This window comes from Christiangramia marina (assembly GCF_048285865.1).
Taxonomy (GTDB): Bacteria; Bacteroidota; Bacteroidia; order Flavobacteriales; family Flavobacteriaceae; genus Christiangramia; species Christiangramia marina.
Genome location: NZ_JBLVTK010000001.1, coordinates 361,328 through 382,781, shown reverse-complemented (window position 1 = coordinate 382,781; position 21,454 = coordinate 361,328). Strand labels below are relative to the sequence as shown.

At 39.1% G+C, this 21,454-nt stretch carries 20 protein-coding genes and 1 pseudogene; 10 read left to right on the top strand and 11 right to left on the bottom strand.

The window, feature by feature from the left end; translation table 11 throughout:
• Window positions 1–98: 98 nt before the first annotated feature.
• Window positions 99–2,369: an inorganic phosphate transporter gene (locus tag ACNKXS_RS01725; RefSeq protein ID WP_417919368.1), complete on the top strand. Its 2,271-nt coding sequence runs from the start codon at window positions 99–101 to the stop codon at window positions 2,367–2,369.
• A 60-nt stretch (window positions 2,370–2,429) separates the two neighbouring features.
• Here the strand turns inward: ACNKXS_RS01725 and ACNKXS_RS01720 are convergent, their stop codons facing one another.
• On the bottom strand, window positions 2,430–3,344 hold the full coding sequence (locus ACNKXS_RS01720; protein WP_417919367.1) for a NifU family protein: 915 nt from the start codon (window positions 3,342–3,344) through the stop codon (window positions 2,430–2,432).
• Window positions 3,345–3,354: 10 nt separating this feature from the next.
• Between ACNKXS_RS01720 and ACNKXS_RS01715 the strand changes: the two genes are divergently transcribed.
• The gene (locus ACNKXS_RS01715) at window positions 3,355–4,452 is read left to right on the top strand and encodes a PorP/SprF family type IX secretion system membrane protein (protein WP_417919366.1); all 1,098 of its coding nucleotides are present in this window, start codon (window positions 3,355–3,357) and stop codon (window positions 4,450–4,452) included.
• Here the strand turns inward: ACNKXS_RS01715 and murI are convergent.
• The 8 genes from murI to ACNKXS_RS01675 all read right to left on the bottom strand — a co-directional run bounded on the left by murI (window position 4,449) and on the right by ACNKXS_RS01675 (window position 12,410).
• Window positions 4,449–5,240 carry a glutamate racemase gene (gene murI, locus ACNKXS_RS01710; protein ID WP_417919365.1) on the bottom strand — a complete coding sequence of 264 codons (792 nt, stop codon included), beginning with the start codon at window positions 5,238–5,240 and terminating at the stop codon, window positions 4,449–4,451. The genes ACNKXS_RS01715 and murI overlap by 4 nt on opposite strands.
• A gap of 70 nt (window positions 5,241–5,310) precedes the next feature.
• A complete protein-coding gene (locus tag ACNKXS_RS01705) occupies window positions 5,311–5,820 on the bottom strand; it encodes an OmpH/Skp family outer membrane protein (protein WP_299154520.1) in 510 nt (169 codons plus the stop codon).
• 31 nt (window positions 5,821–5,851) lie between these two features.
• Window positions 5,852–6,661 carry an OmpH/Skp family outer membrane protein gene (locus ACNKXS_RS01700; protein WP_141878735.1) on the bottom strand — a complete coding sequence of 270 codons (810 nt, stop codon included), beginning with the start codon at window positions 6,659–6,661 and terminating at the stop codon, window positions 5,852–5,854.
• Between the two features lie 31 nt (window positions 6,662–6,692).
• Complete coding sequence (locus tag ACNKXS_RS01695; RefSeq protein WP_417919364.1) at window positions 6,693–9,317, bottom strand: BamA/OMP85 family outer membrane protein; 2,625 nt, start codon at window positions 9,315–9,317, stop codon at window positions 6,693–6,695.
• Window positions 9,318–9,324: 7 nt separating this feature from the next.
• Window positions 9,325–10,065 carry an isoprenyl transferase gene (locus ACNKXS_RS01690; RefSeq protein ID WP_141878733.1) on the bottom strand — a complete coding sequence of 247 codons (741 nt, stop codon included), beginning with the start codon at window positions 10,063–10,065 and terminating at the stop codon, window positions 9,325–9,327.
• Entirely contained in the window at window positions 10,066–10,764 is a 699-nt protein-coding gene (gene porG / locus ACNKXS_RS01685) for a type IX secretion system protein PorG (RefSeq protein ID WP_417919363.1), read from the bottom strand.
• A gap of 100 nt (window positions 10,765–10,864) precedes the next feature.
• Window positions 10,865–11,749, bottom strand: coding sequence for an NAD kinase (locus ACNKXS_RS01680; protein WP_417919362.1), 885 nt, complete (start codon window positions 11,747–11,749; stop codon window positions 10,865–10,867).
• Window positions 11,750–11,753: 4 nt separating this feature from the next.
• A complete protein-coding gene (locus tag ACNKXS_RS01675; RefSeq protein ID WP_295177920.1) occupies window positions 11,754–12,410 on the bottom strand; it encodes a CBS domain-containing protein in 657 nt (218 codons plus the stop codon).
• 89 nt (window positions 12,411–12,499) lie between these two features.
• Here ACNKXS_RS01675 and ACNKXS_RS01670 point away from each other — a divergent pair, with 89 nt between their 5' ends.
• From ACNKXS_RS01670 to clpX, 8 genes are all read left to right on the top strand, one after another.
• Entirely contained in the window at window positions 12,500–13,213 is a 714-nt protein-coding gene (locus ACNKXS_RS01670) for a pyridoxine 5'-phosphate synthase (protein ID WP_417919361.1), read from the top strand.
• Window position 13,214: 1 nt separating this feature from the next.
• The gene (locus tag ACNKXS_RS01665; protein WP_417919360.1) at window positions 13,215–13,976 is read left to right on the top strand and encodes an alpha/beta fold hydrolase; all 762 of its coding nucleotides are present in this window, start codon (window positions 13,215–13,217) and stop codon (window positions 13,974–13,976) included.
• A gap of 120 nt (window positions 13,977–14,096) precedes the next feature.
• Window positions 14,097–15,347, top strand: coding sequence for an OmpP1/FadL family transporter (locus ACNKXS_RS01660; protein ID WP_417919359.1), 1,251 nt, complete (start codon window positions 14,097–14,099; stop codon window positions 15,345–15,347).
• An 8-nt stretch (window positions 15,348–15,355) separates the two neighbouring features.
• Complete coding sequence (locus tag ACNKXS_RS01655) at window positions 15,356–16,915, top strand: G-D-S-L family lipolytic protein (protein ID WP_417919358.1); 1,560 nt, start codon at window positions 15,356–15,358, stop codon at window positions 16,913–16,915.
• Window positions 16,916–17,001: 86 nt separating this feature from the next.
• Window positions 17,002–17,343: a phage holin family protein gene (locus ACNKXS_RS01650; protein ID WP_417919357.1), complete on the top strand. Its 342-nt coding sequence runs from the start codon at window positions 17,002–17,004 to the stop codon at window positions 17,341–17,343.
• A gap of 85 nt (window positions 17,344–17,428) precedes the next feature.
• Window positions 17,429–18,751, top strand: a complete 1,323-nt coding sequence (gene tig, locus ACNKXS_RS01645) for a trigger factor (RefSeq protein WP_417919356.1) — start codon at window positions 17,429–17,431, stop codon at window positions 18,749–18,751.
• A 110-nt stretch (window positions 18,752–18,861) separates the two neighbouring features.
• Window positions 18,862–19,539, top strand: coding sequence for an ATP-dependent Clp endopeptidase proteolytic subunit ClpP (gene clpP, locus ACNKXS_RS01640; protein WP_417919355.1), 678 nt, complete (start codon window positions 18,862–18,864; stop codon window positions 19,537–19,539).
• A gap of 44 nt (window positions 19,540–19,583) precedes the next feature.
• Complete coding sequence (clpX, locus tag ACNKXS_RS01635) at window positions 19,584–20,816, top strand: ATP-dependent Clp protease ATP-binding subunit ClpX (protein WP_141878722.1); 1,233 nt, start codon at window positions 19,584–19,586, stop codon at window positions 20,814–20,816.
• Between the two features lie 43 nt (window positions 20,817–20,859).
• Here clpX and ACNKXS_RS01630 read toward each other — a convergent pair whose 3' ends face one another.
• Both ACNKXS_RS01630 and ACNKXS_RS01625 read right to left on the bottom strand, forming a co-directional pair.
• On the bottom strand, window positions 20,860–21,207 hold the full coding sequence (locus ACNKXS_RS01630) for a pentapeptide repeat-containing protein (RefSeq protein WP_417920128.1): 348 nt from the start codon (window positions 21,205–21,207) through the stop codon (window positions 20,860–20,862).
• 12 nt (window positions 21,208–21,219) lie between these two features.
• Window positions 21,220–21,435: pseudogene (locus ACNKXS_RS01625) on the bottom strand (pentapeptide repeat-containing protein); the annotation flags it as partial.
• Window positions 21,436–21,454: the final 19 nt, after the last annotated feature.

Sequence of the window (21,454 nt, the reverse complement as noted above, 5' to 3'; positions counted from 1 at the left end):
CGGGAGCTGCCGGATATTATTAATCTTTTAATAACTTTAACACCCCTGTAATTCAGTTAAATTATAACAGTTTTGCAGATTGAAAACAGATCTATCATATGGAAGACATTTACATTGTGATGCTTGTGGCGCTATTCGCCCTTGCTATTACAGATCTTGTAGTTGGGGTTAGTAACGATGCCGTGAACTTCTTGAATTCAGCTATAGGATCCAAAGCGGTCTCTATGCGAACGATCATGATCATAGCCAGTGTTGGAGTCGCCGTGGGTGCCATATTTTCCAGCGGACTCATGGAGGTTGCTCGAAAAGGGATTTTCATGCCGGGAGAATTCTACTTCGAAGAAATTATGATCATCTTCATGGCTGTAATGATCACCGATGTTTTATTGCTGGACTTTTTTAATTCACTTGGATTACCTACTTCCACAACTGTATCCATTGTATTCGAACTTCTAGGTGCTGCCGTGTGTATGGCCGTCATCAAGATCTATTCGCAGGATAATGGAGATCTTGGTTTACTGCAGAATTATATCAATTCTTCTAAAGCAACCGAGATCATTATTGGAATCTTGCTGGCTGTGGTCATTGCTTTTATAGTTGGAGCTTTTGTGCAATATATATCCCGACTCATATTTTCATTTCAATTCGAGAAAAAGATAAAATATGTTGGCGCCGCTTTTGGTGGTTTCTCACTTACTTCCATACTCTACTTCATAGTAATTAAAGGTTTGAAAAGTGTTTCTTTTATCTCTCCGGAAACACTTGCTTACATAAACGACAACACATGGTTTATTGTGTTAATAGGATTTATAGCATTTACGCTTATCTCACAGTTTTTGATGAGTGTGCTAAAGCTGAATATCCTAAGGATCATCATTATTATAGGAACCTTTGCGCTGGCACTTGCATTTGCAGGAAACGATCTGGTCAATTTTATTGGAGTACCCATTGCCGCCTGGCAATCTTTTGATCTATGGCAGTCCGCTTACAATGCAACCGGAGCATTGCCATCAGAATTTTTGATGGCCGGTCTTTCTGGTAAAGTCAATACTCCAGAACTCCTGTTAGTTTGTGCCGGAGCAGTTATGGTAATCACTCTCTGGTTTTCCAGTAAAGCAAAAACTGTGGTCGATACCGGGATCAATCTTTCCAGACAGGGCGATTCCGTAGAAAGATTTGAACCAAACTGGCTTTCAAGAGGAATCGTACGATATTCAGTGATCATTGGCGGGGCTGTAAGTTCAGTTTTACCCGATGGATTAAAGAGCAGTATCGATAATAAATTCAGTAAACCTAACTCTCAGAAGCAAAGTAGGAGGGTAGACGCACCGGCATTTGACATGGTTCGGGCTTCCGTAAACCTGGTTGTAGCCAGTGTGCTTATTTCTATTGGAACTAATATGAAGTTGCCACTTTCAACTACCTATGTGACTTTTATGGTCGCAATGGGTACTTCACTTGCAGATAGAGCCTGGGACCGCGAAAGTGCCGTATATCGTGTTGCAGGTGTGCTAAATGTAATTGGCGGGTGGTTTGTAACCGCGATCGTAGCATTTACAGCCGCTGCAATTTTCGCGTCTATAATTTTTTACGGTGGAACCATAGCCCTGGTTGTTCTTATTATAGCAGCATTGGTGGTGGTCGTAAGAAGTAGTATTATTCATTCTAAAGAGATGAAGAAAGAGAAAGATCAAAAGAAATTCAATAAGAGCGATATTATTACGATCAATGAGATCACTGCGGAAACTTCAGAAAATATTTCCAAAGTAATTGCAGGTATAGACAAGGTGTATTCTAAAAGTGTCGATCATCTGGGTTATTATGATCTAAGTAAACTGAAGAAGAATTACAAGCGTATTGAAAAGCTGGAGGTTGAAGTTGATGAGCTCAAAGACAATATTTTTTATTTTATTAAATCCCTTGACGAGAATTCTGTAGAGGCCAGCAAGTTTTATATCCTAACCCTGGATTACCTTCAGGATATGGTGCAGTCGATCAGTTTCATCGCCAGAAATAGCTATAACCATGTCCATAACAATCATAAGAACCTGAAGTTTAATCAGATTCGGGACCTTAAAAAGGTAGATGATCGTTTGCAGGTTCTTTTTGATGAGCTTATGCTGACCTTCAACAACAACGAGTTCGATAAAATCGATAGCCTGCTGAATGAGAAACAGGAGTTGCTGGACTATGTTAGTGATCTAATTCAGAAACAAATTAAAAGAATTAGAACATCTGAATCGAGTCCCAGGAATACGAAGCTTTACTTCGGAATATTACTTGAAACAAAGGATCTGATTGGTTCTACTATGAATCTGCTACAACTCTTCCAGGAGTTTTACCAGGAAGCACGAAAGACCAATTACTAAATAAAAAAAATCCCTTCAAGTTGAAGGGATTTCTATTGTTATAGTGCAGTATCAAAGTGATTAGCCATTGATAGCCTCTACATATTGTACTTTATCACGAAGCATATCACGAAGCATTGTTTCGATTCCACTTTTCAAGGTCATCGTGGAAGAAGGACATCCACTACACGCACCCTGTAAGATTACTTTTACGGTCTTGGTTTCTTCATTGTAACTGTCAAAAAGGATATTCCCTCCATCACTGGCCACTGCAGGTTTGATATACTCATCCAGAATCGCAATGATCTGCTGGCTTGTATCGTCCAGTTCCTTGTAGGCTGTATCATCATTTTCCTCCTGGACCTTTTCAGTTTCCTGAGTTTGAATAGTCTCCGCGGTCAGCACTTCATTTCCTTCCTCAATATAGTTTCTTATGAATTCACGAAGTTCCATGGTAATCTCTTCCCATTCAGCAACCTCATATTTTTGAACTGAAACATAGTTCTCATCAATAAAGACCTCTTTGACAAAAGGGAAATGAAACAACTTCTGAACCAATGGTGCATTCTTCGCATCATCGATGTTCTTGAATTCAACCGACTTCAAAACAAGTTTTTTGTTCGCTACAAATTTCATTACCGCCGGGTTTGGCGTGCTTTCAGCATAGACTGTCACTGGTACTTTACCGGTGGTGGTCTTTTCTTCCTTGATCACTTCGCCACCTTTGTTAAGGTATTCTTCGATTTGTTCTGCAACTTCCTGTTGTACATCGCTCCATTCCACGATATCGTATTTCTCGATAGCGATGAAATTTTGCGCGATATAAACCGTTTTAACAAATGGCAGATAGAATAATTGCTGGGCAAGCGGTGAACGCTTAGCTTCGTCTATATTCTTAAATTCGAAATTTTCATGACGTGTCAGAAACCTGTTAGCTTCAAATTTTACAATTGAAGCCGTGGTTGTAGGGACTATGTTGATATTAAAATCTTTCATCTCAAAATTTTTGGCAAAAATACTAAAGAAAAACTACGTTATACATATATTTACAGCCTTTATGGTGAATTGGGGATATCTTAAAAGAGGCCTTTCACGGTTCTCTTATCAATTGATTTTATGCACTTTTGCTTCGTTTGCGCTGTGGAATTCTCCAGCATTGAACGCGCAGGAAGTGATCCCTACCTATTCAGATTATCTAACCGACAATCTTTATCTCATCCATCCCAGTATGGCTGGTGCTTCTAACTACGATCAACTTCGTATAACCGGTAGAACGCAATGGTTCGACGTGCAGGATGCTCCTAACTTACAGACCGCAGCTCTAAATATTCGAGCTACCGATAAAATAGGACTTGGCGGTATCATGTTCAGAGATGAAAATGGGAATTATTCAAAACTGGGTGCTTACGCTACTTTTGCTTATCATCTCATGTTTTCCCGAAGTACGGTCGATCTGAACCAATTGTCATTTGGTATTAGTGCTGGATTAATTCAGCATAGACTTGATACCAGCGGTTTCACAAGGTTTGATCCTTTGGTGGGGAATAATCAGTCAGATATTTTTGGTAATATAGATATTGGGGCCTCTTACTATGTGAATGATCTTTATTTTCATCTTGCCGCAAAGAACGTATTATCAGTAAAAAGGGATCTGTTTTATTCAGATGCTGTACCAAGTAATATGAGGAAATATCTTTTCTCTGCAGGCTACGTTTTTAGCTTTGACCGTAATAGTGACTGGAGCTACGAGCCTTCCATATTATTCCAGGCCAGAGAAGCTACCGAAGAAATGGCGATAGATGCCAATATCAAGGCCTATTATCAACTTGATAATAGCAGATTATGGGGCGGAGTTTCTTATCGAAACAGTTTTGAAAGTGTTGAGGTTACCGGGGAAGGTAAAGCGATCGCAAATCAGCAATTGCGCTACATAACTCCGTTTGTTGGAATAGATTACAACAAGTTTGTTTTTGGCTACACCTTCAGTTACCAACTAAATTCCCTTGTGCTAAGCAATACTGGATTCCATCAGATCACATTGGGCTATAACTTCGGAAAAAGCCGCCAGCGTTATGATTGTAAATGTCCCGCGATTAACAATTAAAAGTCTAAAGTTTCAACATTGTAATTCTGCTCTTCCGAAGAAATAATAGAAGAGAGGACATCAGGATTAGCATTTGAAAAAAATGAATTGCTAATGACTTCAGGATTATCATTAAGCAAGTCCCTTTCTGCAAGGATGATCTTCGTTTGTTTTGCAACTGCTTCTCCGGAATCAATAATCTTCACCGTATCTGGCAATATCTCCTGAAGAACGGGAATTAGATATGGATAATGACTGCAGCCAAGCACCAGGTAATCTATTCTGGCATCTAGCATTGGTTTGAGTAACTGCTGAAGTAAGCCGATCATTTCAGGAGTATTCGTTTTTCCCGCTTCGATGAGTTCTACGAGTCCGTTACCTTCTACTTCTACCACCTGTATATCCTTAGTATATAATTCGCTGGTCTGGGCAAAGAGTTCACTTGATAAAGTTCCTCTGGTAGCCAGTATACCTATAGCCTTATTAGTACTTTTTAAAGCAGCTGGTTTAATGGCAGGCTCTATACCTATAAAAGGGATTCTATAGGAACTTCTAAGTACTTTGATAGCATTTGTAGTGGCAGTATTGCAGGCAATGACGATAAGCTTGCAATTGAGCTCCAGAAGCTTTTCCGTGTTTTTGATAGAAAGTGCTATGATCTCTTCCTGGGTTTTCAATCCATAAGGTGCATTCTTACTATCAGATAAATAGATGGTATGTTCGTTGGGAAGAAGTTCATGTATTTCTTTCCATATGGAAGTTCCTCCTACGCCGGAATCAAAAATGCCAATTGGCTGAGACTTGTTCATAAGGTCTTAAAAATAAAAAACTGCGTACTAAGTGTACGCAGTTTAAACATTTTATTGAAATGTAATTGGATTACAGTCCTAAATCTTTTTTTACATCTGGAGTTAAATCATAACCATCAGCTAAAAGAACTCCTGTTCCTGTAGTAGAGTCTAATACGTAATCGTATCCTTTTGCTCTGGCTACTTTTTGAATGCTCGTACGAACTTTCTCAAGAACTGGTCTTAAAAGATCTGTTTCTTTTTTCTGAAGATCCTGTCTAGCCTTAGTGCTGTGTTCCTGAATTCTTCTTTGAGCAGCCTGGATTTCAGCTCCTCTTTTCTGATTTTCTTCATCAGATTTTGTGTTAGCTTCGGCTTCGTAACGTTGCATTGTGCTTTGAGCTTCAGATAACATATCCTTGATCTCAGCATCGTAAGTTTTCTCAAGTTTCTGAAGTTGATCCATTGCACTCTTGTATTCCGGAAGTGACTGTACCAAATCCTGAGTAGCGATATGAGCAACTTTAGACTGTGCGTTTGTAAAAGCAGTAGCGCCAATCATTAAAGCTAAAGCTATAAAAAGTGTTCTGAATTGTTTCATTGTAATCGTCGTTAAAAATTAAAGTTTAAATTTAGTTTATAGTATCATTCTTAGTTTCGCGTGCTTTTAACAAGGAGTCCTTTTTACGTTCTCTCTCAGCTAAAATCCTTGCACGTCTTTCTTCAAATTCCTGTTGTCTCGCAGCCTTTAAGGAATCCCGTTCCTTTTTTCTGGCTTCGATCAATGCTTCACGTTCAGTCTGGCGTTCCTTTACCAGTTCTTCCCGTTCGGTAACTTCAGCATCCTGTTCTACCGTTCTGTTTTCTTCACGTTCAAATTCTTCTACTTCATCACGGCCCTCTAACTGCTCGCGATTTGCGGTACGCTTAATTGTTCTTAATACCGTTTCGCTTACATCGTACTGCTTATCTGCATAGATCATTCCAACGTCTGAAGTCCGGTCGAAAATAAAATCAAAATTTCTGTTTTCAGCAATTTGCTGAACCGCCGTGAAAACCTGATCCTGAATTGGTCGTACCAATTGTTTCTTCTGAATCATATAATCACCATTAGGCCCGAATCGTTTTTGCTGATATTCCAGTACCTGTTGTTCCATGTAAGAAATTTCAGATTCACGCTCCTCGATAAGTTCTCTTGTTAAAAGAGCTTTTTCGTTATCCAGTTTGGACCGCATCGCTTCAACAGCGCGCATTTTAGTTTCGGCTTCCGCTTTCCATTCCTGAACACGGCTTTCCAGTTGCTTGGAAGCTTCCTGGTATTCCGGAACATTTTCAAGAATATATTCCATATCGATGTACCCTAATCTAATCGTCTTTTGAGCCGTCGCTGTACTAAGACCGATCACTAGAAATACCAATATGAAGTTTATTCTTTTTTTCATTCAGATCGAATATAGAAAATATCGTGCCAATTTAAAATTGTTGTCCTATGATAAAGTGTGTTTCCCATCCATTAGGTCCTGGCTGACCACCTACGATCTCGTCGAACCCATATCCAAAGTCAATTCCAAGTAATCCAAATGTTGGCATAAATACTCTTAGTCCAACACCAGCAGATCTGTTTAACTGGAAAGGGTTGTAATCTCTAAAGTTGTCGTAAGTCGCACCTGCTTCAAGGAACGATAATGCGTAGATAGAGGCAGCTGGTTTCAATGTGATAGGGAATCTAAGTTCAAGTGAAAATTTGTTATAGATTACCGCTCCGTCATCTCTGTCATTAACGCCTCTATCAATAGGCACAACAGACTGGTTTGGATAACCTCTTAACTGTATAGTTTCTCTACCATCAAGGCTGAATGCTCCAAGACCGTCACCACCTAAATAGTAACGCTCGAATGGAGGAATACCTCTTTCGCTGTTATAGGCTCCAAGGAATCCAAATTCAGCATGTGTACGTAGGACAAGATCACTACTAGGACCAAAGTTGGCTAAAGTCTCATACCAGCTTCCTGCCAGTTTAATTTTGTAAAATTCGAGCCAGTTGTATTTTTTCTGATCAACTTTCTCCTGGTCTGCAACAGAATTTTCAGAAGTTACTCTGTTTCCATTATTATCGATCAGGTTACCATTATCATCTCTTAACTGGTACTCGGGATCATTTTCCAGGTTTCCGTAGTCTACACCATTCCATAGAGAGTATGGAGGAGTGAACTTCGCGCTGAAATCAAATTTAGAACCCTGAGTTGGAAAAATAGGGTTAAAAGCGGTGTTGTCCCTTACAATTCCCAACTGGTAATAAAGGTTATTTGAGTGACCATCACCAAAAGTAAAGAGTCCTGTATTGTAGTTGTTAAGGTCATATCTCTGGAAACCAACCACGTTTGAGATCGTAGCGTACTGGTCTGGTTCTCTAAGTCTTTTTCCAAGACCTATGCTCACTCCAAGAATATCAAAACTTCTTGTTTTATCTGCTTCTCTTTCAACATAATCGAACAGGAACTGTCTTGTATAACTAAAAGATGTGGATAAACTAACCGGTTCCTCACCACCTAGCCAAGGCTCTCTAAAAGATAAGCTGTAGGTCTGGTAGAAAGTACTGGCCTGTGCTCTAAGAGATAAGGTTTGACCATCACCCATTGGAATTGGATCATATGCATCCTTGTCAAATAAGCCTTGTATGCTAAAGTTGTTAAAGGATAGTCCCAGTGTTCCAATGAAACCACCACCACCGTAACCACCTTGTAGTTCGATCTGGCTGGCTCCTGACTCCACAACCTGGTATTCAAGGCTTAAAGTTCCTTCTCGAGGATCTGGATCTACAAATTCAGGATTTAATTGTTCTGCATCAAAGAATCCAAGTGCACCTAATTCACGAATGGTAGAAACCACGGCCTGCTGACTGTATTTCTGTCCCGGTTTGGTTCTCATCTCACGATAGATCACATGATCCTTGGTCTTGTTATTTCCAGTTACTCTAATCTCATCAAAAAAGGCCTCTTTACCTTCAAGGATCCTTACTTCAAAATCGATCGTATCATTGTAAACATTCGTTTCTACAAGATCGATATTGGAAAAAAGATACCCATTGTTTTGATAAATGTTGGCGATCGATGTTTTATTAGGTTCTCTACTCTGGATTCTTTCATCGATAAGGACTCCGTTGTAAATATCTCCCTTTTCAACACCTAAAGCTTTTCCTAACTGCTCGTCTGTATAAGCAGCGTTTCCTAGATAGTCAATATTCCCAACGTAATAACGATTTCCTTCTTCGATGTCCAGTTTCAGGCTAATGGTTTCCTTATCATTCTTAATAAGAGTATCTGAAACTATACGAGCATCACGAAAACCTTCTTCTTTGTATTTGTTGATTAGCGCAGTTTTATCTTCCTGGTAATCTGCACGAACAAACTTGGAACGTTTCCAGAACCTGATTATGTTCTTTTGCTTGGTATTCTTCATGTTCCTCTTCAGCTTCGCATCTGATAGCTGTTCGTTGCCATTGAAGTCGATGCTTTTGATCTTAACGCGATCTCCTTTATTCACGTTAACCAGCATATTTACCTTATTTGCTCCGGTAGTATCTTCAACGGGCTTGGTCTGTATATAAACATCTGTATTGAAGTAACCTTCCTTCTTATATTTATTCTGAATATAATTTCTGGTTGTAGTGATAAGGTTTTCAGTAACCTTAGTGCCAGGTTTAAGGCTATTTTCATCTATAAGCTCGTCGCGGTCACTCTTTTTCTTTAAACCGGTAAATGTAGTTTGGTTTAAAACAGGAACTTCTTTGATCTCCAGTTCAAGATCTGCTACGTTACCCTCAACGTTGGTGATATAAAAATTGATATCACTAAATAGATCTAACGACCAGAGTTTATTGATAACATTTCTAAGCTTCTCACCTGGGATATAAAGCTCCTGGCCAGATTTAAGACCGGTATAGGTAAGGACTGTTTTTTCGTTGTAGGTGGTGGTTCCGGTAACTTTTATTTCTCCAATGGTGTATTTCTTAGAATCTCCCAGTGGAAGGTCCTGTGCTTTGGCAGCTATACTGAAAATGAAAAAAAATGCGAAAAGTGTAAAAATCTTCTTTGTCATGGATGCACTAACTGAGTTGCTCACTTGTTTTTCCAAATCGTCTTTCTCTGTTTTGATAGTTGTAAATGGCTTCAAAAAGGTCTTCCCTTCTGTAATCTGGCCATAAGATTTTTGTAAAATACAATTCAGCATAAGCAATCTGCCATAAAAGGAAATTACTAATGCGTTGCTCGCCGCTGGTCCTGATCAATAGGTCAACGTCTGGCAAATTTTGGGTGTAAAGATGCTCATTTATAACTGATTCATCAATAGCATCAATGGATAATTCCCGGTTACTTATCTTCTCTGCAATTTGTTTGAAACAGCTGGTAATTTCTTCCCTGCTCCCGTAGCTTAACGCCAAAGTAAGGGTCATTCTTGTGTTGGATGAAGTTTTTTCTATAACATCCAGTAATTCTTTCTTGGCTTTCTTCGGAAGATTGGAGATATTTCCAATACAATGAAGGCGAATATCGTTGTCCTGAAGAGTCTTGATCTCTTTCTTAAGCGATGAAACAAGGAGTTTCATAAGAGTATCAACCTCCAGTTTTGGCCTGTTCCAGTTTTCCGTAGAAAATGCGTAGAGTGTAAGGTTTTTCACGCCAATCTCAGCGCAACCTTCTACTGTGTCTCTAACAGCTTTAGTGCCTTCTTTGTGTCCTGAAGCTCTAAGAAAACCTTTTTGTTTCGCCCATCGACCATTTCCATCCATAATAATGGCAACGTGCGCAGGTAATTTATCAAGGTTTAAATTGTCTTTATAGTTCATCTAAAAGCAGTAACATGGCTTACGCCCAAATGTAAATGTGAATGACAATCCGGTAAAAACATACCAGTCGTTCGTGTTTCTATTCCCGAATTCCAGTTGAGGCTCTCTTCGGTCTAAATATTCTTCAGGCCAGCTTCCATCCAGGTTATCTGTTAAAGTATAGCGGGCTCCAATTTCCAGCGCACCAATAATATGCTCGGTGATAGCCTCTTTGTAACCAAAAACCATGGGAATAGCGAATTCCCAATTGGTACCTTCATTGGATAGATTCCCAGCTCTGCCATCTTTCAAATAGACATGATCTGCCTTGAAATAGGTGATTCCGGTATATATATAAGGAGTTTTTTGAGGTAATGGCTCAGATAGATCGAAGTCCCAGAAATTGAATTCCAGTCCTAGGGATGCTTCAGCAATCGTATTATCAAAAGAATAACCACGCTGTTGTCTCCTTGTGTCATTAGACTCTGTATCATCTGCTGAAATTTTCGCGTATAATAGGGAGAGTCTCCATGCATGTCGCGGGCTACCATTCCATTTCGCCATAAAACCTCCAACGGGCGTATTGGGAAGGATAAATGTAGTTTTCCCAACGTCTCCTATAAAATTGGCACCACCGGCAAAAACCCCAACTTCATATTTTTGAGAGTAGGAATTTCCGGTAAAAAAAGCCATTATGAAAAATGCGATCAGGTACCTCATAGGTTTTCAAAAGTTTGCAAATATAACAATTCTACTTGCCCTGCAATAATTTGAGCAGATTTGTACATACGTATAAACAACAAATGATTTTTTTTATTGCTTAATTCCGTTTGTCCTCGCCCCATAATAGCTTTTTTCGTAGCGTATTAAGGAAACTGTCTTCAGTTAATTCCACGAAATTTATGCAGTAGGGTGCTTTTGAAATAATTATTTCGGTATCATTTTCCAGTGTGGCGATACGGGAATCCATGGATACAAGATGTGTTTTTTCCCGGCCAGATACCTTTAATTTGATCCTGGTTCCATCTCTTATTACCAGTGGTCTGGCATTTAGATTATGCGGTGCGATTGGTGTGATCACTAATGAGTCAGCATCTGGTGTGATTACAGGGCCACCACAGCTCAGTGAGTAACCGGTAGAGCCTGTAGGAGTGGCGATAATTAGGCCGTCAGCCCAGTAAGAAGTAAGGAACTGGTCATTTAACCAGGTATCTACAGTGATCATGGAAGTGGTATTCCTTCTGCTTACTGCGATTTCGTTTAAAGCAATTTGTGAGAAAACCGGATCCTGTTCTTTAGTGTTGGTTTCTATCGTAAGTACAGACCGTGGTGAAAGCGTAAATTTCTTTTCAAGAATTTCGTTTAAGGTGCTTTCAATTTGTTCTTTCTGAATGGTTGCCAGAAATCCAAGTCTGCCCGTGTTGATGCCCACAATGGGAATATTCAGATTTCTTATATAATTGATAGATTTGAGTATAGTTCCATCTCCGCCAATGGAAAAGAAGAGATCAAAGGTGTTGTCCAGCTCTTCGAATGCGCTAAACTGGCGGTATTCCTTCTGAATTGAATTATGATCATGGATCATTTGAAGGAAATCTTCTTCGATCAAAACTTCCACATTCTTCTCGTCAAGCAAATTAAGTAATTGTCCAATGTAATGACCCGCATTTTCATGGTAGAACTGGCCGTAAATACCTATTTTCATAAACTTATATATTCAGGTATTTATCAAGATATTTTGATCTATCCTTTAAATTTTTATTGAAAGTGTCTTCCTGATGTTCAGAAATAATAATATACCCATATCTTCTAAACGATTGGATGATCTCGGTCAATCCAGATGGCGATATTTTCAGGGTTATCTGGGCCATGTCATTCTCTATTTTCGAAACGAATGTTCCCAGTAAATGTGCATTATTAGATTCTACGATCTGGCTAACCTCACCAAGCGTGTAATCTTTGAATGCTTTTTCAACCACAAGAATGTTTCCTGGCTCATGTAGAAAAGGTGTTTCCTTGAATAAAGAGATCATTTCATTCAATTCTACATATCCTATATAAAGATTTTCATCATTCAGAACTGGTAATATATTGGAGTTGTTCTGGGCAAAGGCTTCCAGGCTGTCCAGCCAGTAATTGCTTTCCCGGGCAAAAAACCCTTCCAGAGCATAACGATAATCGCCAAGCGTTTTATCATTATCAAAACAACGCACATCATTTTCTGAAATGCAACCAATGTAAATTCCATTCTCCGAAACCGGAAGATGGGTATAAGTAAGTTGATTAAATAATCTGTGTACTTCTCCAATCTTTTCTGAAAGGCTCAAGATCTCCACATCATTTAGAATGTATTCCTGCAAACTCATATACTCAATTCCTTTTCTGCAAATTAATCAAAATAATATTCAATGAAGCAGGCTGCACTTTGTATTTTTGTTAATAAAACCAAGGGAAAATGACGAAATTAAGTGTAAATATCAACAAGATCGCTACCTTAAGAAATGCACGTGGAGGGGATGTCCCTAATGTGCTGAAGGCGGCAAAAAATATTGAAAAGTTTGGGGCAGAAGGGATCACAGTTCACCCAAGGCCAGATGAGCGTCACATTCGCTATGCAGATGCAAGGGAATTGAAACCTGTACTTACTACAGAATTTAATATAGAAGGAAAGCCTATTCAGCAATTTGTGGATCTTGTGCTGGAGGTGAAACCTGCTCAGGTTACTCTGGTGCCAGATGCTGAAGATGCAATCACTTCCAATGCGGGCTGGGATACTATTAAGCATCGCGATTATTTGCGTGAAGTAATTTCAGAATTTAAAAGTCATGGGATTCGTACTTCGATCTTCGTGGATCCAGAGCTAAAGATCATTGAAGGTGCTGCTGAAACCGGTGCTGATCGTATCGAACTATATACGGAACAGTTCGCGGTAGATTATGCTAAAGGAATGGAGAATGCTGCAAAATCCTATGTTGCCTGTTCTCAGCTGGCTTATGAGCTGAAACTTGGAGTGAATGCAGGGCATGATCTTTCTCTTGATAATATTGGATACTTCAGTAATAATGTGCCACATCTGGATGAGGTTTCAATTGGTCATGCATTGATTTCCGAAGCTTTATATATGGGGCTTGAAAAAACTATACAGAAATATTTGAAATTATTGAAATAATATGGAGTTACATTCGATCATACTGGGAGAGGGAAAACCACTAATAATATTGCATGGTTTCTTAGGAATGTCTGATAATTGGAAAACCCTGGGTAAGAAATTTGCCGAAGATGGTTTCCAGGTTCATTTAATTGACCAGAGAAATCATGGTAAATCTCCGCATAGTGAGGAGTTTTCGTATAGTTCTATGGCGCAGGATATAGTGAAATACTGTGAGAAACATAATCTTAAAGATATATTTCTAATGGGTCATTCTATGGGTGGTAAGACGGCGATGCTTACGGCCTGTGAAAATGAGGAGCTCGTAAAGAAATTGATCATTGTAGATATTGCGCCTAAATATTATGCTCCACATCATCAACAAATTCTCAAAGGTTTAACGGCTCTCGATAATGCGCAGCTTAACTCTCGTGGTGCTGCTGAAGAATTTCTGGGGGATTATATTAAAGAACCTGGCGTAAAATTATTTCTTCTGAAGAATCTTTACTGGAAAACCAAAGAGAAGCTTTCATTACGAATGAATCTTGATGTTTTAAAAGAGAAAATTAATAACCTGGGAGAAGCTTTATATTCAGGAGCTACTTACAATGGTCCGGTTTTGTTCATAGATGGAGAGAAGTCTGATTATATCACAGAGGCAGATCATAAGCTCATTAAAGAACATTTTCCAGAGGCTGAAGTGGCTACTATATCGAAAGCGGGTCACTGGGTTCATGCTGAGAATATGAAGGATTTTTACGTTAGAGTGTCAGAATTTCTTTAATTCTGCGGGATTTTATTATGTATGCATAATAAATTTAAATGTATTGTTGCATAATATCTAATTTATGCTATTTTTGGCAAGAGCATTTTAAGATATATTAAATATAATCCTACTTAAATTATGAAAAGACTATTTTTACTTAGCCTGTTTATGTTGGCGGCGGCTACAACCTATGCCGGAGGTTACAGGGTAAGTCTACAGGGTCAGCGTGGTCTCGCTATGGGACACACCGGAGTTGCAGTTGTTAACAACGCTGAACTCGCGTTTTTCAACCCTGCCGGGCTGGTATTCCTAGAGAACAAGATCAATGCATCTGTTGGTGTAAGTGCCGTATTCTCTGATGTAGTATGGCAAAATGATGAATTTGGGCAGATGGCCAGAACAGATAGCCCTGTGGGAACTCCGTTCTACGCTTACTTCTCTTATCAGTTGAACGAGAAATTAAGTCTTGGACTTGCAGCTTATACTCCTTATGGTAGTACTGTAGAGTGGGAAAAAGACTGGCCGGGATCTCACCTGGTAAATGATATCGAACTGGCTGCTATTTATGTGCAGGCGTTAGCCTCTTATAAGATTACCGACAACCTTGCAGTAGGTGGTGGTCCAATCTATGTTAGTGGTTCGGTTAATTTCAATAGAAACCTTAATAGAACTCTTAGTGACCTGGAAGGAAATCGTTCCAACGTTACTATAGATGCTTCAAATGTTAGTGCCTTTGGGTGGTCTGCAGGTGTAATGTGGAGTCCGGTGGATAGTCTAAGAGTTGGAGTAAATTATCGTTCAGAAATTCTTGTGGAAGCTGAAGAAGGTGATGCAGATTTCGAGAATGTTCCTAATTCTCCTCTTGCACCATTCAGCGATACTCAATTTGATGCAACATTGCCACTTCCGGCAGAATTAAGTGTTGGGGTTTCTTACCAGTTGAATGAGAAGTGGTTATTTGCTTTTGATTACAACCGTACTTTCTGGGGAGTTTACGAATCTCTGGATCTTGATTTTGCAAATCCAAATATTCCGGATTCTGTAAATCCAAGAGAGTATGAGGATTCTTCTAATTACAGATTTGGTTTACAGTACACTGCAAACGAAACATTTACTTTGAGAGCTGGTTACTATTTCGATGGTTCCCCGGTTCAGGAAGGATTCTTTGCTCCTGAAACTCCAAGAAATGATTCCAACAACTTTACCGGAGGATTATCTGTGAATATTACAGATAATGTAGCGATTGATGCTGCTTTCCTTTATAGCAGATTTAAGGAGATTGACGCTTCTTATGATTCATATACTGAAAATGGACAACGTGTTCCTTTCGAAGGAACTTATAAGTCAAGTGCATTTGTACCAGGTCTTGGTGTAACTATTAAAATTTAATTAGAAAGATGAAGAACTATTTTAAATATATGGCAATTCTGGCCCTGGGAATCGTTTCCTGTGAACCAGAACTAGAAAATTCAATTGAAGACGGAGATTTTTACACAAGCGGTGAAGCAGATTTCTCCAACTATGTAGCTCTTGGAAATTCGTTAACTGCAGGATATGCAGATGGTGCACTTTATTTAAGCGGTCAGCAAAATTCTTTTCCAAGTATTCTTGCTGAAAAGTTTAGTGCTGTCCAGGAGACTGGAGAATTTATTCAGCCACTTGTAAATGATAATGCTGGTGGATTGCTCTTAGGAGGAAATCAAATCACGCAAAATAGATTTGTACTTGCAGTAGGAGCCAATGGGCCTTCACCTGCAAGATATACTGGAGCTCAGCCTACTACCGAGGTTAGTAATAAATTTGCTGGACCTGTTAACAACATGGGTGTTCCCGGAGCCAAATCCTATCACCTTGGTGCTCCAAACTACGGTAGCGTAGCTGGAGTGGCTGCAGGTACTGCAAACCCATACTTTGCAAGATTTTCAAGTTCTGAAAGTGCTACGGTTCTTCAGGATGCCTTAGCTCAGGATCCAACATTTTTCACGTTATGGATCGGAAACAACGATGTCCTGGGATATGCAACATCAGGTGGAGTTGGAGAATACCAGGTAACTGAAACCAATCCTGCACTTTATGGTGAAGGTGATATCACAAATCCTGTGATCTTTAATGCAGTATATGGTCAATTAGCGAGCTCTTTAGCTGAAACGGCAGATGGAGTATTAATCAACATCCCAGATGTAACTTCAGTTCCATATTTTACAACAGTGCCGAACAATGCTCTGGCATTAGATGCTGCAACAGCAACACAATTGACTCAGTATTTCCAGGCGGTATCTGGAGTTTTAACTCAGGTTTTGATTGGTCAGGGTGTTCCTGCTGCTCAGGCTCAGGCTTTGGCAGGTCAGTACGCGATCACTTTCAACGAAGGTCCTAATAGATTTTTGATCGATACTCCGGTAACCCAAACAAATCCTCTGGGATTCCGTCAAATGACTGAAGAAGAATTATTGGTCTTAACGATCGATCAGGGCGCTTTGGCAAGTGGTTATGGATCTGTACAGTTTACTCAGTCTGTAGGTGAAGTAATCGCTATTCTTCAAGCTGGTGGAATGCCAACTGAAGCTCAGGTGAACACTTTATTTGGTGCTGTAAGCGGTATAGATGATAAAGATGTGTTAGATAGTGATGAGCTTGCAAACATTAAGGACGCAACTACTAAATTCAACAATTCAATTCAGACTTACGCAGATCAATTTGGTCTTGGATACGTAGATGCAAACGCTTTGCTAACTCAATTGGATAATGGTGGAATTTCGTTCGATGGTGGAAGTGTAAATTCTGATTTTGTAACAGGGGGAGCTTTTTCACTGGATGGAGTTCACTTAACTCCTAGAGGTTATGCGATCATTGCCAATGCGATCATCGATGAGATCAACGCAACCTATGGTTCTAATGTACCAAAGGCCAATGTTGGTTCTTACGGAACTGTAACTCTAAGTCAGGACGTGCAGTAATATTAAAATTGACATAAATATTGAAGAGACCGGGTTTTGACCGGTCTTTTTTTTGCAATTTTACCAGCAAATCAACCAATAATAGCATGAGATTATTACTAAGACTTTTACTTACAGCCGTGGCTGTGGTCATATTAGCCAAGATTTTACCAGGTGTCTCTGTAGATAGTTACTGGACTGCCATCATCGTTGCAGTAGTCCTTTCTCTACTTAACTTTATTGTAAAACCTATCCTGGTACTTTTTACTTTGCCTGTTACCATACTAACTCTCGGGTTATTTCTTCTAATCATCAACGCGATTATCATATTTATGGCAGATGGTTTCATCGATGGATTTAGTGTGAGTGGATGGTTTATGGCTATAATTTTCAGTTTATTGCTTTCCCTGTTCCAGTCGGTACTCTTTTCTATTCTGAAATCAGATTAGATTTAACTGAATTTCAACAAATTGAAAGTTTGCAGACTTTAAGAAAAAGCGTAATTTTGCACTCCAATTTTTATATAAGATCAAAATGAATATTACCAGAGAGAATATTGATGAATTAAACGCGGTAGTAAAAGTTGATATCGCTAAAGAAGATTACGCCGGTAAAGTAGATAAGATTTTAAAAGATTACCGAAAGAATGCCAATATTCCCGGTTTTAGAAAAGGTCATGTACCAATGGGAATGGTCAAAAAGCAATATGGACAGGCTGTTTTGGTGGATGAAGTGAACAAGCTTCTTCAGGATAGCCTTAATAAATACCTAACGGAAGAGAAATTGGATGTCCTTGGAAATCCACTTCCGAAGGAACAGGAAAATTTTGACTGGGATCGTGAGAACTATTCTTTTGAATTCGAACTTGGACTTGCTCCAGAATTTAATGTAGATCTTGATCTTAAAGATCCGGTAAGAAAATATAATATCGTTGCCGATGAGAAAATGGTGAACGATCAGGTTGAAAGCATCCAAAAGCAATATGGTAAGCTGAAGACTAAAGATGTTGTAGAAGAAGGAGATACCGTTGCGGGAACTTTCAAGAATGAGGAAGAAGGTATTGAGAATGATACCACAATTGAGCTGGCTGCAATCAAAGGAAAGAGAAACCTTGGGAAATTTGTAGGAGCTAAAGTTGGAGATACTCTAACTTTGAAGACTAAAAATCTTTTCGAAGATGAGCATGCCTTGGTAAATCACCTAAGCATCGATCAGGAAAAAGCTAACGATCTTGATGTTGAAGTAGAATTTACTATTTCTGAGATCAATGAAAGAGAACTTGCAGATCTTGATCAGGAATTATTCGACAAACTTTTCGGTAAGGATAAGGTGACTTCTGTGACTGAATTGAAGGATAAGATTAAGGAGGATGCAGCAAAGCAATTTCAGCAGCAGAGCGACCAGCAATTGATGAATGATATTACTGAAAAGCTTATCGAAAATACTAATTTCGAGCTACCTAAAGATTTTCTTCAGAAATGGATACAGACAGTTGGTGAGAAACCATTAACAGATGAGGAAGCTGCTGAAGAATATGAAAAAAGCGAGAAAGGTCTTCGTTACCAGTTGATCGAAGGAAAAGTTGTAAACGATAATGATCTTAGTGTAGATTTCAACGATCTGAAAGCATTTGCTTCAGAAAAGATCAAGGAACAAATGGCTCAATTTGGTCAAATGGATCCTTCAGAAAAAGAACTTGATGATATCGCTGCAAGAATTCTTTCCAACCAGGATGAGGTTAAGAGACTTTCAGAGCAGTTAATGAACGAGAAACTTCTCAAATTCTATAAGGAAAAAATGAAATTTGATGAAAAAGAAGTGACTTACGAAGAATTTGTGAAAGCAATTTATAAGTAAGCCTTTTTAGGATATATTAATTATCTTTAAGGCGTTAACTCAACCCGAGTAACGCCTTTTTTGGTTTTATTCGGGAAATTGTTTAAGATTAGAAAAATTCAAAAAAATTGATGGACTACGGAAAGGAATTTCAAAAATATGCTGTTTCAGATCATAACATCAACAGCAATTATTACGATAAGATAGTGAGCAGCATGCTTCCTACAGGGATGACTCCTAACATCATTGAAGAGCGACAAATGAATGCCGTAGCAATGGATGTTTTTTCCAGATTGATGATGGATAGAATTATCTTTTTAGGAACAGGAATTAATGAACAGGTAGCAAATATTGTACAGGCTCAACTTTTATTCTTAGAGAGTACGGATTCTTCTAAAGATATCCAGATATATATCAACTCACCAGGAGGTAGTGTTTATGCTGGTTTAGGTATTTATGATACCATGCAGTTCATAAAACCTGATGTGGCTACGATCTGTACGGGAATGGCTGCCAGTATGGGAGCTGTGCTATTATGTGCAGGTCAGGCTGGAAAGAGAAGTGGTTTGCCACATAGCCGTGTGATGATTCACCAGCCTATGGGTGGTGCTCAGGGACAGGCGAGTGATATCGAGATCACTGCCAGAGAGATCGTAACCTTGAAAGAAGAATTATATAAGATCATTGCGCAACATTCAGGACAAACTTACGAGAAGATCCATGAGGATAGTGATCGTGATTACTGGATGAAGGCTGAAAGAGCCAAGGAATACGGAATGATTGACGAAGTACTTAAAAGAGAAGCATAATTGTGCAGGACTTCAAAGGAAGTCAAAATCTGAAAAATTAAATAATGGCGAAAGAAGATTTAGAATGTTCCTTCTGTGGTAGAAAAAAACCTGAGACTAATTTATTGATCGCAGGTCTTGATGCTCACATCTGTGATAGATGTATTGAGCAGGCTCATGGTATTGTGATCGAAGAGTCGAAACAGGGAGAAGCGAAAGAACTTTCTTCAGATCTTATGCTTAGTAAGCCTAAGAAGATCAAATCCTTTCTGGATGAGTACATCATAGGGCAGGAGGAAACGAAGAAGGTGATGTCTGTCGCGGTTTATAACCACTACAAAAGACTATTACAACCTGAGAAAAATGATGATGTAGAAATTCAGAAAAGTAATATAGTGATGGTTGGGGAAACCGGTACCGGTAAAACCCTTATGGCCAGAACGATTGCAAAAATGCTGAACGTGCCACTAGCCATTGTAGATGCTACAGTACTTACTGAAGCAGGATATGTAGGTGAGGATGTTGAAGGTATACTTACCAGACTTTTACAGGCAGCCGATTATAATACTGAAAAGGCACAGCGTGGGATCGTATTTATTGATGAGATCGATAAGATCGCCCGTAAGAGTGATAATCCTTCTATAACCAGAGATGTTTCCGGGGAAGGTGTTCAGCAGGCATTATTGAAATTGCTGGAAGGAACTACGGTCAATGTACCGCCTAAAGGTGGTCGTAAGCATCCAGATCAGAAATTTATCGAGGTAGATACGGAGAATATTCTGTTTATCGCCGGAGGAGCTTTTGATGGGATCGACAAGATCATAAGCAAGCGATTGAACATGCAGGCTGTTGGTTTTAGTGCATCAAAAAGTGAGGACAAGATCGAGCGTACGAATCTATTAAAATATATCATTCCTAAGGATCTAAAGGAATTTGGATTAATACCGGAGATCATTGGTAGATTGCCAGCGCTTACTTATATGAATCCGCTGGATCGTGAAACACTTAGAGCAATTCTTACAGAACCTAAGAACGCGATCATCAAGCAGTATAAGAAACTCTTCGAGATGGATGATATCGAATTTGATATCACTTCAGATGCTCTGGATTATATTGTAAATAAAGCAATAGAATATAAGTTAGGAGCACGAGGATTAAGATCCTTATGCGAAGCTATTTTGACCGATGCTATGTTCGAGATGCCAGAAAGTGATCAGGATCATTTTACGGTAACCAGAGAATATGCTGAAGACAAACTGAATAAATCTACTATGAGCAAGCTTAAAGCAGTTTCATAGGATGATAATTATAAAGAAAAAACCGCCCATCTGGGCGGTTTTTTTATTGTTTGATATTCAAGCTGAACTTTGTAAGTAGGCCTGGTAACGCTTCCAAATCTAATTTAGCCTGCTTTATAAGGTTGACTTCAGGGTCGAGCCTAAGATTACTTGTATTCAAAAGATCTGCCTTCTCCAACTCAGTGCGTTCGAAAATAGCATTTGTAAAATCTGATCCTTTGAAATGGGCTTCTTTCAGTATCGCCTCAGTGAAATCTACATTTTTAAAGCTACAGTTTTGTGCCTGAAAACCTGGTAATCTGACTTTATAAAAACTGGAATGATCGAAAATGCCGTTCTGTGCTTTGAAATTAAAACCGAACATTTCGCATTGATCAAAAGATAGTCCCATCAGTTTGCAGGTATCAAATAAACAGTCCTGAATGGATGTTTTAAAAAGCCTGGAGTTACTTAGATCGATTTGATCAAAGCTGCATTCAATAAAGCGAACATTGGACAGATCTCTATCGGGAAAGCTACAGTTTATAAACTGGCATTGCTCAAATTCGGAATCCAGCAGGTCAATTTTCTGAAATGTGGTGTGTTCGAAAGTTTTGTCGAAAAATACTCGGTTTTCCATAATGTGGTTTTACCAGCTT

Excerpts from the sequence above, each read along its gene's own strand:
- ACNKXS_RS01725 (WP_417919368.1), top strand. The coding sequence starts at position 99 with ATGGAAGACATTTACATTGTGATGCTTGTGGCGCTATTCGCCCTTGCT.
- ACNKXS_RS01720 (WP_417919367.1), bottom strand. The coding sequence starts at position 3,344 with ATGAAAGATTTTAATATCAACATAGTCCCTACAACCACGGCTTCAATT.
- murI (WP_417919365.1), bottom strand. The coding sequence starts at position 5,240 with ATGAACAAGTCTCAGCCAATTGGCATTTTTGATTCCGGCGTAGGAGGA.
- ACNKXS_RS01705 (WP_299154520.1), bottom strand. The coding sequence starts at position 5,820 with ATGAAACAATTCAGAACACTTTTTATAGCTTTAGCTTTAATGATTGGC.
- ACNKXS_RS01700 (WP_141878735.1), bottom strand. The coding sequence starts at position 6,661 with ATGAAAAAAAGAATAAACTTCATATTGGTATTTCTAGTGATCGGTCTT.
- ACNKXS_RS01695 (WP_417919364.1), bottom strand. The coding sequence starts at position 9,317 with ATGACAAAGAAGATTTTTACACTTTTCGCATTTTTTTTCATTTTCAGT.
- ACNKXS_RS01690 (WP_141878733.1), bottom strand. The coding sequence starts at position 10,065 with ATGAACTATAAAGACAATTTAAACCTTGATAAATTACCTGCGCACGTT.
- porG (WP_417919363.1), bottom strand. The coding sequence starts at position 10,764 with ATGAGGTACCTGATCGCATTTTTCATAATGGCTTTTTTTACCGGAAAT.
- ACNKXS_RS01680 (WP_417919362.1), bottom strand. The coding sequence starts at position 11,749 with ATGAAAATAGGTATTTACGGCCAGTTCTACCATGAAAATGCGGGTCAT.
- ACNKXS_RS01675 (WP_295177920.1), bottom strand. The coding sequence starts at position 12,410 with ATGAGTTTGCAGGAATACATTCTAAATGATGTGGAGATCTTGAGCCTT.
- ACNKXS_RS01670 (WP_417919361.1), top strand. The coding sequence starts at position 12,500 with ATGACGAAATTAAGTGTAAATATCAACAAGATCGCTACCTTAAGAAAT.
- ACNKXS_RS01665 (WP_417919360.1), top strand. The coding sequence starts at position 13,215 with ATGGAGTTACATTCGATCATACTGGGAGAGGGAAAACCACTAATAATA.
- ACNKXS_RS01660 (WP_417919359.1), top strand. The coding sequence starts at position 14,097 with ATGAAAAGACTATTTTTACTTAGCCTGTTTATGTTGGCGGCGGCTACA.
- ACNKXS_RS01655 (WP_417919358.1), top strand. The coding sequence starts at position 15,356 with ATGAAGAACTATTTTAAATATATGGCAATTCTGGCCCTGGGAATCGTT.
- ACNKXS_RS01650 (WP_417919357.1), top strand. The coding sequence starts at position 17,002 with ATGAGATTATTACTAAGACTTTTACTTACAGCCGTGGCTGTGGTCATA.
- tig (WP_417919356.1), top strand. The coding sequence starts at position 17,429 with ATGAATATTACCAGAGAGAATATTGATGAATTAAACGCGGTAGTAAAA.
- clpP (WP_417919355.1), top strand. The coding sequence starts at position 18,862 with ATGGACTACGGAAAGGAATTTCAAAAATATGCTGTTTCAGATCATAAC.
- clpX (WP_141878722.1), top strand. The coding sequence starts at position 19,584 with ATGGCGAAAGAAGATTTAGAATGTTCCTTCTGTGGTAGAAAAAAACCT.
- ACNKXS_RS01630 (WP_417920128.1), bottom strand. The coding sequence starts at position 21,207 with ATGGGACTATCTTTTGATCAATGCGAAATGTTCGGTTTTAATTTCAAA.